Annotated in this window: 14 protein-coding genes; 9 read left to right on the plus strand and 5 right to left on the minus strand. The window is 58.5% G+C overall.

The genetic code is table 11. The features are described 5' to 3' along the window. Window positions 1-6: 6 nt before the first annotated feature. Window positions 7-5,151 carry a dermonecrotic toxin domain-containing protein gene (locus ACI77D_RS13500; protein ID WP_407016760.1) on the plus strand — a complete coding sequence of 1,715 codons (5,145 nt, stop codon included), beginning with the start codon at window positions 7-9 and terminating at the stop codon, window positions 5,149-5,151. 19 nt (window positions 5,152-5,170) lie between these two features. Here ACI77D_RS13500 and ACI77D_RS13505 read toward each other — a convergent pair whose 3' ends face one another. Further along, the gene (locus ACI77D_RS13505) at window positions 5,171-5,440 is read right to left on the minus strand and encodes a PepSY domain-containing protein (RefSeq protein WP_064452714.1); all 270 of its coding nucleotides are present in this window, start codon (window positions 5,438-5,440) and stop codon (window positions 5,171-5,173) included. 152 nt (window positions 5,441-5,592) lie between these two features. On the opposite strand from ACI77D_RS13505, the gene ACI77D_RS13510 reads away from it, so the two are divergent. From ACI77D_RS13510 to ACI77D_RS13540, 7 genes are all read left to right on the plus strand, one after another. Beyond that, window positions 5,593-6,588, plus strand: a complete 996-nt coding sequence (locus tag ACI77D_RS13510) for a FecR family protein (RefSeq protein ID WP_407016761.1) — start codon at window positions 5,593-5,595, stop codon at window positions 6,586-6,588. Between the two features lie 318 nt (window positions 6,589-6,906). Beyond that, complete coding sequence (locus tag ACI77D_RS13515; RefSeq protein WP_407016762.1) at window positions 6,907-7,362, plus strand: hypothetical protein; 456 nt, start codon at window positions 6,907-6,909, stop codon at window positions 7,360-7,362. Continuing rightward, on the plus strand, window positions 7,359-7,922 hold the full coding sequence (locus ACI77D_RS13520) for a hypothetical protein (RefSeq protein WP_064452717.1): 564 nt from the start codon (window positions 7,359-7,361) through the stop codon (window positions 7,920-7,922). The genes ACI77D_RS13515 and ACI77D_RS13520 overlap by 4 nt, the downstream gene beginning before the upstream one ends. Window positions 7,923-7,989: 67 nt before the next feature. Beyond that, window positions 7,990-8,685 carry a hypothetical protein gene (locus ACI77D_RS13525; protein ID WP_064452718.1) on the plus strand — a complete coding sequence of 232 codons (696 nt, stop codon included), beginning with the start codon at window positions 7,990-7,992 and terminating at the stop codon, window positions 8,683-8,685. Window positions 8,686-8,746: 61 nt separating this feature from the next. Beyond that, window positions 8,747-9,424 carry a C39 family peptidase gene (locus ACI77D_RS13530; RefSeq protein WP_064452719.1) on the plus strand — a complete coding sequence of 226 codons (678 nt, stop codon included), beginning with the start codon at window positions 8,747-8,749 and terminating at the stop codon, window positions 9,422-9,424. A gap of 37 nt (window positions 9,425-9,461) precedes the next feature. Further along, window positions 9,462-10,211 carry a hypothetical protein gene (locus tag ACI77D_RS13535; RefSeq protein ID WP_064452720.1) on the plus strand — a complete coding sequence of 250 codons (750 nt, stop codon included), beginning with the start codon at window positions 9,462-9,464 and terminating at the stop codon, window positions 10,209-10,211. Between the two features lie 49 nt (window positions 10,212-10,260). After that, entirely contained in the window at window positions 10,261-11,571 is a 1,311-nt protein-coding gene (locus tag ACI77D_RS13540; protein WP_064452721.1) for a transporter, read from the plus strand. A gap of 62 nt (window positions 11,572-11,633) precedes the next feature. On the opposite strand, the gene ACI77D_RS13545 is transcribed toward ACI77D_RS13540, so the two are convergent. Next, window positions 11,634-12,959: a sigma-54 dependent transcriptional regulator gene (locus ACI77D_RS13545; RefSeq protein ID WP_064452722.1), complete on the minus strand. Its 1,326-nt coding sequence runs from the start codon at window positions 12,957-12,959 to the stop codon at window positions 11,634-11,636. Between the two features lie 344 nt (window positions 12,960-13,303). Between ACI77D_RS13545 and ACI77D_RS13550 the strand changes: the two genes are divergently transcribed. Beyond that, window positions 13,304-13,564 (plus strand): hypothetical protein, encoded by a 261-nt coding sequence (locus tag ACI77D_RS13550; protein ID WP_064452723.1) that lies wholly within the window; start codon window positions 13,304-13,306, stop codon window positions 13,562-13,564. Between the two features lie 75 nt (window positions 13,565-13,639). On the opposite strand, the gene ACI77D_RS13555 is transcribed toward ACI77D_RS13550, so the two are convergent. From ACI77D_RS13555 to gnd, 3 genes are read right to left on the minus strand one after another with little or no spacing between them, the layout of a single operon-like run. Next, entirely contained in the window at window positions 13,640-14,464 is an 825-nt protein-coding gene (locus ACI77D_RS13555) for an HAD family hydrolase (protein ID WP_259762408.1), read from the minus strand. Next, window positions 14,461-15,984 (minus strand): glucose-6-phosphate dehydrogenase, encoded by a 1,524-nt coding sequence (gene zwf, locus ACI77D_RS13560; protein WP_221294953.1) that lies wholly within the window; start codon window positions 15,982-15,984, stop codon window positions 14,461-14,463. The genes ACI77D_RS13555 and zwf overlap by 4 nt, the downstream gene beginning before the upstream one ends. Beyond that, the gene (gnd, locus tag ACI77D_RS13565; RefSeq protein WP_262664981.1) at window positions 15,981-16,964 is read right to left on the minus strand and encodes a phosphogluconate dehydrogenase (NAD(+)-dependent, decarboxylating); all 984 of its coding nucleotides are present in this window, start codon (window positions 16,962-16,964) and stop codon (window positions 15,981-15,983) included. Before gnd ends, zwf begins: the two co-directional genes overlap by 4 nt. Between the last annotated feature and the right edge of the window lie 230 nt (window positions 16,965-17,194).

A 17,194-nucleotide genomic window follows, 5' to 3' on the forward strand; every position in this document is an offset into this window, starting at 1 on the left:
CAGACCATGATCCGCGCGACCCCTGCGTATTTTTTCGACGAGTTCCTGCTGCCCGTCAGCAGAAAAACACCCAGCGAGCGCGAGCGTGCGCTGGGGCTGACAGTCAAAGACCTGGATTGGCTGCATACGCTGTACTACGCCACCGATGCCGCCCGGCAGGATGCGCGACTGCGCGACCATCCCATGCGCGTCGAAAAGCTGATGATCCACGTTAGCGGCCAGCCTGCGATTCCAATGGCTGGGGCTTTCGTGATGAGCCCCAGCCCGGACGGTGGCAAGGCCCTGCTTTACACACCTTATGCGGGCATTCAGGTCTCAGACGATCATGCCTCGCTACTCGCCGCGGTCAGCGCGCAGTTGGCGGATGCGCAGCAGCGCGTGGACTTGATCAGGTTCCTGTCGATCGCCCAGCGCAACGCATTGCCCGTTGGCACGCCCATCACGTTGACCACCCTGATCGTCGAAGGCGCTGTCATGGAAGACCAGGAGCAAACCCTGCAGGTTTGCCAACAGGCGAACGTGCAAGCCATGCTTGGGCAACTGCAAAACATTCCCACGTTGCCCAGCATGCTCGACACACTGCTCGGCATCATGGCGCGGTCTTATTTCCCGGGCCTGGATCAACGTGATACGCGGGTGAACTGTTTTATACAAAACCTCGGGGACGCCAATCGACGCTGGGTGGATTCCCTGCCATTAAGCGAAGTACTCCTGCAGTTTTATGTAGGACATGCCTGGCCAAAAGAGCAAAGCCGCGAGTTCTTGAACCCGAAACATGTCACAACCGCCTTCAACCAGCGCCAGTTGGAACAAGATCGCCAACAGTGGGAGAGCTTAATCGAACAGACCTCCAGCATGCTGTCGAAGCTGCTGGACAGCCTGCTGCAGACCTACTGGAACGAAGACACAGACAACGGCGCCTCACGCCTGGATTTTTTCGCACAGGTCATGGCGGATAAGTTTCGCGTCGATACCCTGCTCAAGCGCCAAAACAACCTCATCAGCGCCGACGAAAGTCACATGCTCCAGGCAATGTTCCTGAGTGATCAGGCCGCTCGCAGCGCCTACGCCACTCGCCTGAGTGTTGAAAAAGTACGTGTGTACGCGCCTTACCAGCACTACGTGGAGCTGGCCAGCACCCTGATGATCCACGAGAACAACGCTTACCTTTACACGCAGTCTCGTGGATTACAGGTGGTCAAAGACCTGGATGACCTGAAAGAGACGTTATTGAGCATGCTCAAGGCCGCGGGGCACGAAGACGAGCTACTCAATTTCCTTTCACTGGACGAGCGCAACGTGTTTATCGGCCTGGAACAGATAAACATCGCGACCCGGCCGGTGATGGGCAGCATTTTTCCCGGAATGATCGAAGACATCGCGCGAACGCAAATCAGCAATATGAACCACGCACTGGAACTCTACCGGCGCAGCGATGGCCAGGTAGACCTGAGCGCCCTGCTCGATTACGCGCTGGATGTACGCACCATGCTGGATGATCGCCTCGCGCCGCTGGACACCGGTGGGCGTTGGACCGTCCACCCCGCCACCAGCGGTAATGGCCGCCCCTCTACGGTAAAGGCAGAACGCGCCAAGCCGCACCTCCAGCGCCTGAAGGCCGCCGAGAACACACTGGCCATCGAGCGCAAAAGTCATCCGACATTACGCAGCATGGTCGCCCACGCCCTGGACGCGCAACTGCAGTCACAGCGTCTGGATCTCAAGGCAGATGAAGTCTTTATCAACACCTACGACACGCAGGCCAAAGAACGTGAAGAGCGCCCCCCAGTCGCCTCCCTGAGCATGGTTGAGCACTTTATCGAGCGTCTGAGCATAAAAACCGGGCCCGTTTCCGACGTCGCCGGGATCGGTCTTTACGAGAAGCTCGACCCGCGTGTCGCCCTGCGGTTGCCCAGCATCACCGTAAGCAGGTTCAACAAGGTGATTGATGAAGGCTTGAAGGTGTTCGCCAGCCACGAGATGCGCGAACTCCCACGTCTGTTTCTCAGCAGCCTCAGCAACAAACACGCCCACTCGCTGCTGCTAGGGTTACGCAGCGAGGCCGAACTGAGGCTATTGGGTAAAACCCTGCCCTCTCGCAGCCAGGAAATACTCGACACCGTACTCAGGGCCGACAGCCTTGTGCGCTTGACGCGACATGGCCTCAACGGTTTTTTGCCGGATGCCTACGCCTTGACGCTGGATGTCGGCTCGCCGGTTAAATCCGTGCCGCTTGCCAATACGTTTTTACTGACTGAACGCGGCGGTATCGATCCGGATTTCTCCGGCCAGGTGGTGCTCTGGACGCCACGGCGCGGGCATGAGGCCTTTGCCTCGATTCAAGCCTTTCGCGAGGCGACAACAGAGCGTCTTGAGCACCCGATCAGGCGCTTGAGCCTGCTGGAAAACCTGCCCATTTCCCAGCGAGTGCCCCATCAGGTTTATCGATTGGGTCCCCTGCAACGCGTTGACGATAACGTGCTGGATAATCGCCTGAAAACCTACAGCGACTATGTCATGGACGGGGTTGACCACCTGCTCACCCTGAAATTGCCCGCCCGCGCGTTCCAGGACGGCCTGGATAGGGTCTTGGAGGAGGCGCCGCCCACCAACCTTGCACGGGCAATCGCGGTGGCCGACGGTATGATCAACCAGCAGGCCCTGCCGGTCTGGCTGGGAATGGCGCAGACACAAGACCAGATCCATCAGGCGGAGCTTCTCGAGCAGTACCACAACAGCGCCCCCGAAGAAGAAGACTACTTGCACGGGATCACGCCCTTGCGTGCGTACGCCCTCACAGAACTGCAGAAGCTGCTGACGGCACGCTTTCCCGGCCAGCCCCTCAACCCCGACAACATTCTGATCCCCCTTCACCAGGCCCTCGACATCCATACCTACAGCCTGACCGACTTTGCCCTGCAGCACTGGCCTGACCAGGACGCCCAAAGCATTCGCCCACGCTCACGCACCGCCGCCCCCTTGCCGGACACGTTGGACGCAACTGCGGTGATTCAGATGGTCCGGCAGCTGGATCTGAAAACCGCCTACCAGACGCTGCTGCAAAGCCGGTTGAACAGTCAAACCGAGGAAGGCCGCAAACGCCGACGTTTGTTTTGCCGGCAATTACCTTGGCAATCGTTGCAATACGCCCACGAGCAAAAGCTGCAAGAGCGACTTTCCACGCAAGCCCTGAGCAGGGTCCAACAGGTGTTCGACATGCCAGACGCCCTGGCGCGTGCGTCGCTCCCAGGTGCATCGGCCATGATTCGGCCGCTGGAGTTGATGGCGACCGAAGGCGCTACCCCCGTCAAGGTACTGGGCATGTACCTGATAGGTGATGAAACGGCAGGCGCGGCCCCCCTGGTACTTTATGCGCCCTACAGCGAAAACCATGTGTTCAAGGAATATGCGAACGAGCGAGCGTTGCTGGATGAATTGGAGAGGCCGGGAGAACTTCAGGACGGGGTCATCATGTATCTGGCGCACCCACATCAGGCCACTTACCGCAACTTGCTGCAAAACAACCATCATCGCCCCTCCGACCTTCGCCTCGCCTCGACCGCGATAAGCTCGAACGCCCTTCACTCCCTGTTCGATGACAACACGCAGATCCTGCTCAAGATGCTTGCCTGCCAGTTCGAGAAAGGCGCCAAGGGGCTATGGGACAGAGTGACCGGCCTGTTGGGCAAAGAAATCCCCACGGCTGTGCAATTCATGGCGGGCAAACTCGCGTACCCACTGGTGGTCTGGCGCAGCTATACGCTGTTCAAGCGTTCAGCCGAAGCCCTGCAATTGCACCAATGGAGGGCCGCATTAAAGGACTTTGTCAGAGGCGTGGCGCAAATGGCCTCTCTGCGCAGTGAGCTTGAGGGCACCGCACAACTGCCCCCCACGGGAAAGGAGGTGCCCGAGGCCGACCTGACAGACGAAACCCTGCCGACCGCCACCCGCCTGGCGACGCTGGACATCACCGCCCCCTCACGCACTCGGCTGCAGCCTTTCGAGGATCACGATATCGCCTTGAAGGACCTTGAAAAAAGCAGCGTCACCCATGTTTATAGCGACAAGAAGACGTTGAAAAACTATGTCCCGCTGGACGGCAAAGTGTATTCAGTCAAGAAAACCGCCCAACGCTGGCGCCTGGCAAACACCGATCAGCGCGGCCCCTATGTTGGCCGCGATGCCAAGGGGCAATGGGTGCTGGACCTCAGCCGCCATAACCCACGCTTCGGCAAGGTCCTGTCGCGCATAAGAACACGCGGCGGCGAACGGGAGGCCATCAATATCCAGGCGACCGGCATCCGCGACATTGCGGCGCTGTCCAACTGGAAAGCTCAAGTCATTAATGAGGCGTTGAACGTGGCGACTTACTACGCCGTCACGTGCAAGCGCAACATCACTCAATTTTCTAAATCGCTCGACCCCAATAGCCGGGTAGGTCTCTTTTTGGGTGAAATGTTCGGTGTCATCAGCCTGACCCCTGATCAGTTGCAGAGGATCGAGAAGATAGTCGACGGGATGCTGGAGGAGTTGAGCGACCCGAGCTTGACCGGCCCCGATTCCAAGCGTTTTGTCAGCGGGACCAGCCGCTTGAACCCGACCGTGAGTTACGCCTTTGTGCTCGACGGGGACAAGGACCGTAAGCTGTATCTGCTCGATCGGTTCTTTGATCCGCATTTGGATGCTTACCAGAATCGCCTGAACTCACCCTTCGATATCTCGGCCCACGCCAGAGCCAGCGTACTGATACACGAGTTGACACACTTGAAGGCCAAGACTGCCGACATCGCCTACCTTGACAGTATGCGACCGTTCCCTGACCTGATGAATACAGCCAGACCGGGTGCTCGAGAGTTGAAGACCGACCTGGAGGATATACGCCGGACTGCACTGTCCACGTTGACGCCGGCAACCATGTTGTTCAAGACCTGGGATGATGTCACGGCTTCATGGGAAGACTATGGGGATGAAACGGATACCCGTCACGTCAAACGCATAGTCCTTAACGCCACGGGTTCGAAGAACCTCGACGACGCTCGGCAGGTGTTCATGAGTAACCCCGACAAACGCATTGACACCATCCTGGCCAACGCCGACTCAGTCACCTACCTGATGACTCATCTGGGCCGTCTTCTGGATCCGGGGGCCTGAGCAGCCCCCGCAGGTCACGTCAGTCTTTCTGGTCACGCAGGATGTTGCCCGACATGCCGTCGATGCGTGCTTCATAGACGGTGCCATCGGATTTGCGCCCTTTGACTTCCCAGTAGCCCTTGTCATCGGCTTCGGCGCTATAGACCTCGACATATGCCGCCTTGGTCTTGGCGGTCTCAATGGCTTTTTCGATGGTAATCCAGCCGGCACCTGGCTTATCGGCAAGGGCTGCGCCAGCACTCAGCAGCGCGGTGGTTGCACACAGGGCGACTACGGTTTTCTTGAGCATTTTCGATCTCCATTGGGGGGATGACGGACTCGTGTCCTGTATTTTCTGATATTTACAAACGAGAATAAGTTCCAATTGATATGCAATCGCCATGACGGCGGTTCTCGCCGTCTGCCTCCAGAGGTTAGAATGGGCGAAATCAGGATGAGCCCATGAGCGACAAGCCCCTTTCAGAAGCCGAATATGACGCCATCACCGACGCTGCCGCGCATTGGTGCATGCGACTGCATGCCAGTGATTGCACGGCGGGCGAGCGTCAGGCTTTTGCGCAATGGCACGATGCGCATCCACTGCACGCCTTCGAATACGCGGCCATGCTGGAAATCTGGGAGATCGCCGATCACCTGCCGCGTCACGAGCCGGCACCGATTGTGCTGCCGCTCACGCCACGCCGCCGCTTGCGCACTTACGCGGTGGCCGCCGCTGTCTGCCTTGGCGCCTTGCCGCTTGCCGCCTTCACCGGCTGGGAAGCGGGTTGGTTGCCCAGCGCCTATGAACATTTCGAAGCCACCAATGACCAACGCAAGGTTACGCTCGGCGATGGCAGCCAGGTCGAGTTGAACCTGGGCACCGAGCTGGTGTTCAGCAACTACAAGGACCAACGCCGGGTCACCTTGAAAAAGGGCGAGGCATTTTTCAACGTTGCCCATGACAGCAAGCACCCGTTTATCGTGCGGGCGGGCGAGGGACAGGTGCGGGTCACAGGCACCCAATTCAACGTCTGGAAGTATGAGGACCAGGTGCGGGTGATGTTGCTTGAAGGCTCGGTGCAGATTTCCAGCGACCAGGCCCACGCCAGCGTCGCACTGAGCCCAGGCATGCAAGCCAGCTATCACCACGGTGACGCCGCCCCGCAGGTCGCCACCATCAACCCCAATGACGCAGGCCTGGCATGGCGCCAGGGCAAGCTGGTGCTCGACAACCTGGCGTTGACCGACGCGTTGCCGCTGATCAACCGCTACCTGAACAAACCGGTGATGCTGGCAGACGCCAGTACCGGAGCCATTCGCATCGGCGGCATCTACAACATCAATGAAGTCAACAACCTCGTCCCCTCCCTGCCCAAGGTTTTGCCGGTTTATCTGACGCAGAACCAGGATGGCAACCCCGTACTCAATGCCATCCCGCGTAAAGCACCCAAGGGCTAAGCCTTGTGCCCGCACCTGCGGGCCTGCTCGCGGCGACAGTGTCCATTTTTGAAACACCTCCCTCCTCTGAATCGCCCGCCCCGAGCGGATTCATCGTTTTGTCATGCCGACTGTTACACCGCTGAGACAGCCTTGACGTGGGGCTGCGCATAGAGGGCCGCGCGGGCACTGTCTCAACGGTGAAACACCACAGCCATCACAGGGTCTCGGTTTAATTACAACTCGCTGAATATCAACAACAAATAAAAAGCGGCACGCGTTCTGCTCTTTCCCTTACAGCGCTGTTTAGGGTCAGCGCGAAGAATAAGGAACACTGCCGTGGACACACATAATCCGAGCTCACTGAGCCTCCTGCTGATCAGCTGTGTACTGAGTGCCAGCGCAAGCCTTCCGGCTTTGGCGGACGGTGACGGTGTGATTGTGATCCAGCGTCAGGTTCAACCTTATGCAATCGGTCGCTCACGCGGTAAAGACCCCTACCCCAACACCGTGAATGCCAACCCATCAGCCCAAGTCCTGCACGCTGCCAGCAATGAACTCAGCGACAACGACATCGCGGGTATCAGCACTGGCTCAAGCCTGACGCGCAGCATCATGCCCAATGGCGACATTACTGGCCTGAACACATTCGGTAGCAGTACAGGCCTGGGTGCCGGCAGCGCGGCCGGCCACACCAGTGGTGGCGGCATCTCCGGCACGGTCAATGGTGCGATATCCAGCGGTCTCGCCCCCTTGAACAACATCAGTGGCATGGTCGGGGGGGCAATGAAATGAACGGCTCCTGGATGCTCCTTGCGGCGCTCAGTTGCACAGCGGCGATGGCCGACAGCAACAACAACGCAACCATCACGAACTCCGGCAAGCAATACGACGGTGTGGTCTCGACCAACCAGGCAGCCGGCGACCAGCAACAGTTGAGCAACAACCTCGCCATTGCAGTGGGCCACAACGCCCTGGCAAACATTTCCGTCACACAAAAAATCAGCGGCGCTGCGGCCGACCGCTCCCTGAACGCTAACGCTGCGATCCAGGGCAACTCTTTCAGCAATGGCAACGGTGCACTGAGTGTCAACCAGTCCGCCGGGGCCCAGAACCAGATGATCAATGCCGTGCGCATCAGCGTGAATGCTGGCCCGCAGAGCATCGACGACAGCGTCATGTCGCAACAGACCGTTGCGCTTGCAACCGACTCAGGGTTGACCCCTACCACTGGCAGCCGCCAGGTCGTTACCAGCGACCAGGCCTTCACCGGCAGCCGTGGAGTGGTTCAGGTCAACCAGAGCGCCGGGGTGGGGAACCGAGTGGCTAACACCCTGAACTTACGACTCAACTGATGGAGCTGAGTCGATCGCTGGACCGCACCAACACTTAACCAACTAATTAGAAGCAAGGAGATACACCATGAAAACTACAATGGCTCTCAAACCACTGGCTTTCGCTCTCGCTGCGCTCATGGCTGTTGCTGCTCAAGCGGGTCAACCCAACCATCATCCACAGCCAGCGCCTACCACCGCTTCCGCGACCACGCTGGATGGTCAAACCAACCACGGCAACGTGGTCACCAATGAAAAAACCAAAAACAACGCGTCAGCCAATGATTCCTACAACAACATCAGTGGCGTGGCCAACGGCAACGTGCTGAGCGGCGACAACAACCAAGGCAAAAACGATGTGGCCATCGTTTCCGGCGATGCAGACTTCGTGTTCGCCAGTGCCGGCGCCGCACAGTCGAACACCGGCAACAAGGTGCTCAACAGCGCCACTAAAAACAATGCCTCTCTGAACGACAGCGGCAACCATGCCTCGGGCATCATTCAACTGAACTCCGAAGCAGGCACCTCCAACCAAGGCAGCAGCAGTGTTGCACTGGCCTCCGGCAATGGCAGCAGCGGCGCTGCAACCGTCACCGGCGTGCAGGACGTGTCGGGCAACCTGACCCTCAACCTGAGCAGCGGCCACGGCTGGAGCACCAAACCCGTGGTCAACAATGCCAGCGTGAACAACTCGATGAACTTCAGTTCTGGGATATCGAACTCCAACGTTCTGTCGGGCAGCGGCAACCAAGGTCAGAACAACGTAGCAGTCACTCGCTTCTGATCCAGATCGGGCCCTGGCAACAGGGCCCTTTTTATTCCAGCGTCCAACAGGTCATACGATCATGCGCCTCGGAGCCCTCCTTCTGCTGCTAGCACTCACCGGCCCGACCTGGGCAGCGCAAATGGCAGTGGTCATGCCCAATGGCGCGGTGGTCTACAAGAAAGTCGAGAGCATCCGTGAACGCAAGTTCGCCAACCTGGTGGAACAGAAAACCGATTTCAGCTGTGGCGCCGCCGCACTGGCGACCATCCTGCGCCAAGCCTATTGGATGGATGTGGATGAAGACCACGTCATCAAGGGCATGCTGGTCAACGCCGACCAGAATCTGGTGCGCACCCAGGGTTTCTCCATGCTCGACATGAAGCGCTACCTGGAAAGCATCCATATGCGCGCCAAGGGCTACCGGATTACACCTGAGGTACTCATCACCGTAAAAGTACCGGTCGTGGTGTTGTTGGACATTCGCGGCTACAAGCACTTCGTGGTGTTGCAGCGAGCCGACAAAGACTGGGCCTATATCGGCGACCCCGTGCTGGGCAACAAGCGCTACGCCAAGGACGATTTCGTCAAGGGTTGGAATGGCATCGTATTCGCCGTCATCGGCGAGGGTTATGACAAGACCAACGCCCTGCTGACCCCGCCCACCCCGCTGACCGCCAGGAGCCAACTGAACGGGTTCAGCCCGGTACGCGACAGTGAACTGATGGACTTCGGTTTTATCCAGAGCGACTTCTTTTAGAGGCGCAATAAGGAGCAGGACGCTCCAGGAGCAAACGATGAACACTCTCCGTTGGCTGACGGTCATGTGCCTGGCAGCCACTGCACCTGCTTATGCTTCCTCGGCGTTCAAGCCGATCGAACTCAAGGACTCGGAAATGGCCGAGCTGCGCGGACGCTATGTGATGCCGGGACGGATTATCAGTTTTGGTATCGTCATGAGCAGCACCTGGACCAACGCCGCCGGTGCAACCGTTACTGGCAGCGCCAATATGCAAGTCAACGCGTCCACCGTCACCCCTCAGTTTTATGTGCAAGTCACCGGCAATGATGGCAACGGCATCGTCAAGCAACCTCAAGGCACCGGCACGGTAATCGGAGGCTCCGGCCTCGGAACGGGACAGGGCGTGACGCAAAGCGTACGCGCAGCAGGCGACGGCAACACCGCCAGCAACGGCGTGGACATCAACGTCACCCAAAACGGTTTGGCCCCCGCCAACTACGTACAGTCAGGCCAAGCGCTGATGGCAGGCCAGCCCATCAGCGGTGGCACCGCTGCAGGGCAAGTAACGGTAACGGCGAATAACGGCGGGCTGCAAATGGCACTTCAGGCCAATAACAACCAGGGCAATGTGGTGCAGCAAATTGGCGGTGGCAACGTCCTGCAAGGCACGGTTATTCAGGGCAACAGCAACTTTGTAAACAATATGACCCAACTCAACGTGGTGCTGGGCAACAACGGTTTAAACAACATCAACCAGAACCTTAACCTCGATCAACTCAAAGGCCTCCGCCCTTCCGGTTATTGAACTACGCTGAGCCACGGCACTTACGCATTAGAAAGGGACGGCTTATTTCATGCATCGATCGATATCGTTACGTACCGTGATTTGTTTGAGTACGCTATTGCCGGCATCCATGCTGTATGCCGCGCCGGACGCCGACATCGAAACCTTGAAGCAGCAACTTTTAGAGCTCAAGCAACGCTATGAAGTGCAGCAAAAAGCACTGGCCGTGCTGGAGCAACGTGTACGACAAGTAGAAGACCAACCTGCAACGCCCGCCCCTAAACGCTTGGCAAAATCCCCGGCCGACTTTCAGAAAGGCGGCACTACCGTGGCAGGTCATACGCCTGGAGTGGGCGCAGCTGCGGCGTCGGGTGGCGCGGGCGGCGGCAGTTCCTACGGGCAAAGCCTCAAGGACGATTCGGCCCCGGCACAAAGTGTCAGCAACCTCTATAACGAGGCCAGCGGCTTTTTCGGCAACGGCAAATTCAGCTTTGAAACCGGCGTCACCTATGCCCGCTACGACGCCCGGCAGTTATCCCTCAACGGCTTTTTGGCGCTGGACTCGATCTTCCTCGGGAATATCAACCTGGACCGAATCAAATCCGACAGTTGGACGCTGGACCTGACCGGGCGCTACAACCTGGACAACCGCTGGCAGTTCGACCTGAATGTGCCGGTGGTTTACCGCGAATCGACGTATCAGTCGGGAGGTGTCAACGGCGACGCCAACGCAATGTCGGAAGCCTCCGTCACTCGAAACCCAACCATCGGTGACGTCAACTTTGGTGTCGCCTACAAATTCCTTGATGAGACTGCCAACCTGCCGGACGCCGTGGTATCGGTGCGTGTCAAGGCCCCCACTGGCGAGGAGCCCTATGGCATCAAGCTGATCGAGCAAGCCAATAACAATAACCTTGCCGTGCCGGAAAGCCTGCCGACGGGTAACGGTGTGTGGTCGGTGACGCCAGGCATCTCCCTGGTGAAAACCTTCGATCCGGCGGTGCTGTTCGGTTCGCTGTCGTATACCCATAACTTCGAGGAGTCGTTCGGCGATATCAGCCCCAACGTCAATCAGAAAGTCCCCGGTAAAATCAGCCTGGGCGACAGCTTTCAACTGGGCGTAGGGGTAGCCTTCGCGCTTAACGAGAAAATGAGCATGTCGTTTTCCGTGTCGGACCTGGTGCAGCGCAAAAGCAAGATCAAGCAGACCGGTCAGGACTGGCAATCGGTGGTTTCCAGCGACGCCAACGCTGGTTATTTCAACGTGGGCATGACCATTGCCGCTTCGGAAAACCTCACCATCGTACCGAACCTGTCAATCGGCATGACGGATGATGCACCGGACTTCACGTTCAGCTTGAAATTCCCGTACTACTTTTAAAGCACGCAAGGAAAAGCCCCGCAACGATAAGGGTCGTTGCGGGGCTTTTCGGTTTACCCGCCCTAGCGGATCTGGTGTTTGTGCAGCAACCGGTAGAACGTCGGCCGGGACACGCCCAGCATGCGGGCCGCGACGCTCAGGTTGTCGCTGTGCCGGTTGAGCACATCACACAACGCCTGACGTTCGGCGCGGTGCTTATAATCTTCCAGTGTAGCCATCGGCGGCACGATTGCTTGTTCGTCCTGGAGTCCCAGATCAACGGCTTCGATCTGGCGCCCTTCGGCCAGCACCAGACCACGGCGCACACGGTTGGCCAGCTCGCGCACATTGCCCGGCCAAGGGTGTTGCCCCATCGCGACGAGGGCCTCCTCGCTGAAACTGCGGGCTCGACGCCCGGTTTCCTGACTGTAGAAGCGCGAGAAGTGATTGGCCAGCATGGCCACGTCGCCATGCCGCTCACGCAGGGGCGCAGTCACCACCTGCAGGACATTGAGCCGGTAATACAAGTCTTCTCGAAACGTGCCCTTCTCGACCGCCGCTTCCAGATCAACGTGAGTGGCTGCCAACACCCGCACATCCACCGCAATGGGCTGGCTGCCGCCAACGCGCTCGATCTGTTTCTCCTGGAGAAAGCGCAGCAGATTGGCTTGCAACTCCATCGGCAAATCACCGATTTCATCGAGAAACAGCGTGCCGCCGTGGGCCGCCTCAATGCGCCCGACCTTACGCTGGTGAGCACCGGTGAACGCACCCTTTTCATGGCCGAACAGTTCGGACTGGATGAGGTGCTCGGGAATCGCGCCGCAGTTGATTGCGACAAACGGCTTGGCATGGCGCTGGGATTGACGATGCAGGGTCTTGGCCACCAACTCTTTGCCGGTGCCGCTGTCCCCCCGAATCAACACGGGAGACTCCGTTGGCGCAAGTTTGGCCAGTAATTTGCGCAACTCGCGGATGGGTCGGCTGTCACCCAGCAACTCGTGTTCCTGCGCCTCAATCAGCGCGTGGCCTTTGCCCCGCAGGCGCGCCATGCCGAACGCGCGCCCGAGGGTGACCTGCACGCGTGCAACATCAAACGGCAAGGTGTGGAAGTCGAAAAACCATTCACAGACGAAATCACCGACATTTTGCAGGCGCAAAACATCCTGGCTGAGCACCGCAATCCACTCGGTGCCGCTGCGGCTGATCAGCTCCTTGACCGCTTCGGGGCGCTCGAGGTGAAAGGGCTGTAATCGCAACAGCCCCACATCGCACGACCGGTCGCCGACGGCGCCCAATGCACAGTTGTCCACCTCCCACCCGGCAGTGCGCAGGCCGGGCAATAGCCCGTGACAGTCATCGCAGGGGTCAACAACCAGCAGGCGTCGCTGAACAGGTGTAACAACCATGACTATTCCTTGGCGCCAATATTGTTAAAGTTATTTAGAAACAAAGGTTTGTGAGGCCTGTCGCTAACACTAGCAAGGTATTGACGCTGTTCTTGTACCGTTTCGCTATAAGTGTTGGCAGAAAGCCACTGCGGGGCTGTTACGGGTAAAAAGTTGCAGCGCTGGAAAGCGTTCATTGGGCTGTTAAAACAGTCGCTTACATGACGTCAATCACGAAAGGTTGAAATTTCTTGTTCTAAGATGTGACCCGTACCCCGCCATCGTGCATCAGTACAAGTAACTCGCCGCCTGGCTCGCCCAACCGACGGCATTCACTTGATTGGGCATTTAGAGAGAAGACCCACATGAACGCCCCGCTCCGCATCAACGAAGCTCTTTTGATCGCAGACCGTGCTTTCCAGCCCTTTCAGTGCGTGGCCTGGCACGATGGCAATGGCGCTCTCAGCCTGAGCGTCATCGACCGTACCAATACCCGTATCGGCAGCAAACAACTGACGTCGAGCACGTATAGCGACCCGGCGCAATTGGAAGATTTGTTGTTGCAGGCCCGAGCCGAACTCGACAAAAACGGCCATCAGTTAAAGTCGTGGGCAATGCCGAAGTAAATCGATACTGCAACATGCGCTCATTGCATGACTGCAAGACAATGAGCGCACGTTCAGTAGAAGTGCAGTGGACGTTTACTGTGCCGCGAGAATAAACCGTTCGATCGCTTCCGCTGCACCATTGTCTACATTGCTGCCGGTCACCACGTTGGCCTGTCGCTTGACGGTCTCTTCCGCCTGCCCCATGGCAATCGACAAGCCGGCAACCTGAAACATTGCCGGGTCATTGCCGCCGTCGCCGATAGCCGCCGTCTGTTCCATGGGCACGCCAAGGTGCGCAGCCAGGGTCTTCAAGGCTTCGCCCTTGTTGGCCAGCATCGCCGTTACGTCCAGGTACACCGGCTGCGAGCGTGACACCTGAGCCAGCCCTTGCACCCTGGGCTGCAACTGCGCTTCCAGTGTCACCAGCAACTGTGTGTTGTTGCTGGCGGCGACAATCTTGTCGACCCGGTCCAGGTACGGCTCAAAACTTTCCACGACCACCGGCCCGTAGCCCAGGCCATCGGCTTCACGCTGCTCCATTGGCCCGGAAGGGTCACGGCGCAGCCAGTCACCGTCGGCGAATACCCACACCTCTACGTCCGGCTCCGCTGAAAACAGCGCCAGGGTCACCAGCGCCGCTTCCGTCGGCAAATGATGCGCAACCAGGATGCTGCCATCCGGGTTGATCAGCGTGCCGCCATTAAAGCCAGCGACCGGAACATCAATGCCAAAGGTCTCGATCAGGTGCAGCATGGCCTTGGGCGGCCGCCCACTGGCCAGGCTGAAAAACACCCCGGCGTCGCGCAAGGCGCGAATCGCATCGGCCGTGCGCTGGCTCAGGCTGTGGTCCGGATGCAGCAACGTACCGTCCACATCACTGAGGATAAAACGGATGGGATGAATCGTTGCATCACTCATCCGAGGCTATGCCAGGTGCGGCCATCGCGGGCCAGTAAGGCATCGGCAGCCTCCGGGCCATCTTCACCGGCCTTGTAGGTCTGGATACCACCGTCTTCCTTCCAGGCATCCAGGAACGGCTGCACCGCACGCCAGCCATTTTCGATGTTGTCGGCGCGCTGGAACAAGGTCTGGTCACCGGTCATACAGTCATAGATGAGGGTTTCATACCCGGTCGACGGCTGCATTTCGAAGAAGTCCTTGTAGTCGAAACCCAACTCGATATTAGCCATTTCCAGGGTCGGCCCAGGCTTTTTCGCCAACAGGTCGAACCACATGCCTTCGTTAGGCTGGATCTGGATTTTCAGGTAGGTGGGCTTGAGCTCATCCACTTCGGTATCGCGGAACTGCGCATACGGTGCGTGCTTGAAACAGATCACGATTTCCGTGTCGCGAATGCTCATGCGCTTGCCGGTTCGCAGGTAAAACGGCACGCCGACCCAGCGCCAGTTGTCGATCATCACCTTGAGCGCAACGAACGTCTCGGTACTGCTGTCGGGCGCGACATTGGCCTCTTCGCGGTAACCGGGGAGCGGCTTGCCAGCCATTTCACCGGCGGTGTACTGGCCGCGTACCGAGTTGGCTCGGGCATCTTCCAGGGACCAGGGGCGAATGGCGCCGACGACCTTGGCCTTTTCACCACGCACTGCATCGGCGCCGAACGCCGCTGGCGGCTCCATGGCCACCATCGCCAGCAACTGGAACAGGTGGTTGGGTACCATGTCGCGCAGGGTGCCGGTTTTTTCGAAGAAATTACCCCGGGTTTCCACACCGACGGTTTCCGCCGCAGTGATTTGCACGTGGTCGATGTAATGGTTGTTCCAGAACGCTTCGAACAGCACGTTGGAGAAACGGCTGATCAAAATGTTCTGAACCGTTTCCTTGCCCAGGTAATGGTCGATGCGATAGATCTGCTTCTCGCTCATCACCTTGAGCAGGCTGGCGTTCAGCGCTTCGGCGGTCGCCAGGTCGGAGCCGAAAGGCTTTTCGATCACCACGCGACGGAAGGCGTCATCGGTTTCCTGGAGCAGACCGGCGCTGCCCAGGCGCTGCACCACTTCACTGAAGAAGCGCGGTGCAGTGGCCAGGTAAAACACCGCGTTGCCAGTGCCGCTGTCGGCGATCTTCTTGCCGATGTCGGCATAGGTGCTGTCGTCGAGGAAATCGCCCTCGACGTAGCTGATGCCTTTGGCCAACTGGGCCCACAGCTCGGGGTCAAGGGCATTTTCACCCTTGCCCTTGACTTTGCTCGCGGCCTCGGTGCGAATGAAATCCTCGAGCTTCTTGGCAAAGTCGGCGTCGCTGATCGCGTTGTGGTCAACGCCGACAATGCGCAGGCCGTCACCGAGCAGCCCGTCGCGACTCAGGTTGTACAGCGCCGGCATGAGCAGGCGCTTGACCAGGTCGCCATGGGCGCCAAACAGGAACAGTGTGGTTGGAGGTGCAGGTTCGGCCTTGAGTTTCTTGCCGTTAGCCGTCATTTTTTGGAAGTCTCCACATGGCCGCCAAAGCCGAAGCGCATGGCAGACAGCATTTTGTCACCGTAGGTGCTCTGCTGGCGGGAACGGAAGCGTGCGAACAGCGAGGTAGACAGCACCGGTACCGGCACCGCTTGCTCCATGGCCGCTTCGATGGTCCAGCGGCCTTCGCCACTGTCGGCCACGGAGCCGGAGTAACCGTCGAGTTTCGGGTCGGTGGCCAGCGCGTCAGCGGTCAGGTCCAGCAGCCAGGACGACACCACGCTGCCACGGCGCCAGACTTCGGCGATATCGGCAACGTTGAGGTCGAAGCGCTCGTGCTCCGGCAGGTTGTCCGAGTTTTTAGTCTTGAGGATGTCAAAACCTTCGGCAAAAGCCTGCATCATCCCGTACTCAATGCCGTTGTGAATCATCTTCACAAAGTGCCCGGAACCGGCTGGGCCGGCATGAATGTAGCCATGCTCGGCGCGGCTGTCGGCAGAGGCTGAACGGTCCTTGGTGCGAGGGATGTTGCCCAGGCCCGGTGCCAGGCTGGCGAAGATCGGGTCGAGGCGCTGCACGGTTTCGGCGTCACCACCGATCATCATGCAATAGCCGCGCTCCAGCCCCCAGACGCCACCGGAGGTGCCAACGTCGACGTAATGCAGACCTTTTTCCGACAAGGCTCTAGCGCGACGGATGTCGTCTTTGTACATGGTATTGCCGCCGTCGATGATCACATCACCGTCTTCAAGCAGCTCGCTCAATTGATTAATAGTGTCTTCGGTGGGGGCGCCTGCCGGCAACATCACCCACACGGCGCGCGGCTTTTGCAGCCCGGCTACCAACGCCTTCAAGTCGGCAACGCCAGTGGCGCCCTCCTCGCTCAAGCCTTTGACGAATGCTTCGTTACGGTCGTATACAACGGTGGTATGCCCATTGAGCATCAGGCGCCGCGCAATGTTACCGCCCATGCGGCCTAGTCCGATAATCCCCAGTTGCATGTGCTGATGCTCCTAACTACTAAATAAATGTGTGACATAGTTTATAGCGCAATGAGGCTATTGAGGGTTAGTCCAGAGCGGATCCGTGTAGTTTCATGACAAAAAAATGCCATCGTTTCAGCATCACCGCCCCAAAAGTCACAGCGACCACCAAAAATAAAAAAGTTCCATTGACTCAAAAAAGAATTCAGAATTGCTGCGACTGTTGCCGAGAACCTCGACTCATGCGT

This window comes from Pseudomonas sp. O39 (assembly GCF_045447295.1).
In the GTDB taxonomy this organism is placed as follows: domain Bacteria; phylum Pseudomonadota; class Gammaproteobacteria; order Pseudomonadales; family Pseudomonadaceae; genus Aquipseudomonas; species Aquipseudomonas antarctica_A.

Coding starts and splice junctions, on each gene's coding strand:
- ACI77D_RS13530 (WP_064452719.1), top strand. CDS start 8,747: ATGCGCCTCGGAGCCCTCCTTCTGCTGCTAGCACTCACCGGCCCGACC.
- ACI77D_RS13520 (WP_064452717.1), top strand. CDS start 7,359: ATGAACGGCTCCTGGATGCTCCTTGCGGCGCTCAGTTGCACAGCGGCG.
- ACI77D_RS13525 (WP_064452718.1), top strand. CDS start 7,990: ATGAAAACTACAATGGCTCTCAAACCACTGGCTTTCGCTCTCGCTGCG.
- ACI77D_RS13505 (WP_064452714.1), bottom strand. CDS start 5,440: ATGCTCAAGAAAACCGTAGTCGCCCTGTGTGCAACCACCGCGCTGCTG.
- zwf (WP_221294953.1), bottom strand. CDS start 15,984: ATGACGGCTAACGGCAAGAAACTCAAGGCCGAACCTGCACCTCCAACC.
- ACI77D_RS13535 (WP_064452720.1), top strand. CDS start 9,462: ATGAACACTCTCCGTTGGCTGACGGTCATGTGCCTGGCAGCCACTGCA.
- ACI77D_RS13540 (WP_064452721.1), top strand. CDS start 10,261: ATGCATCGATCGATATCGTTACGTACCGTGATTTGTTTGAGTACGCTA.
- ACI77D_RS13510 (WP_407016761.1), top strand. CDS start 5,593: ATGAGCGACAAGCCCCTTTCAGAAGCCGAATATGACGCCATCACCGAC.
- gnd (WP_262664981.1), bottom strand. CDS start 16,964: ATGCAACTGGGGATTATCGGACTAGGCCGCATGGGCGGTAACATTGCG.
- ACI77D_RS13545 (WP_064452722.1), bottom strand. CDS start 12,959: ATGGTTGTTACACCTGTTCAGCGACGCCTGCTGGTTGTTGACCCCTGC.
- ACI77D_RS13555 (WP_259762408.1), bottom strand. CDS start 14,464: ATGAGTGATGCAACGATTCATCCCATCCGTTTTATCCTCAGTGATGTG.
- ACI77D_RS13500 (WP_407016760.1), top strand. CDS start 7: ATGATCCGCGCGACCCCTGCGTATTTTTTCGACGAGTTCCTGCTGCCC.
- ACI77D_RS13550 (WP_064452723.1), top strand. CDS start 13,304: ATGAACGCCCCGCTCCGCATCAACGAAGCTCTTTTGATCGCAGACCGT.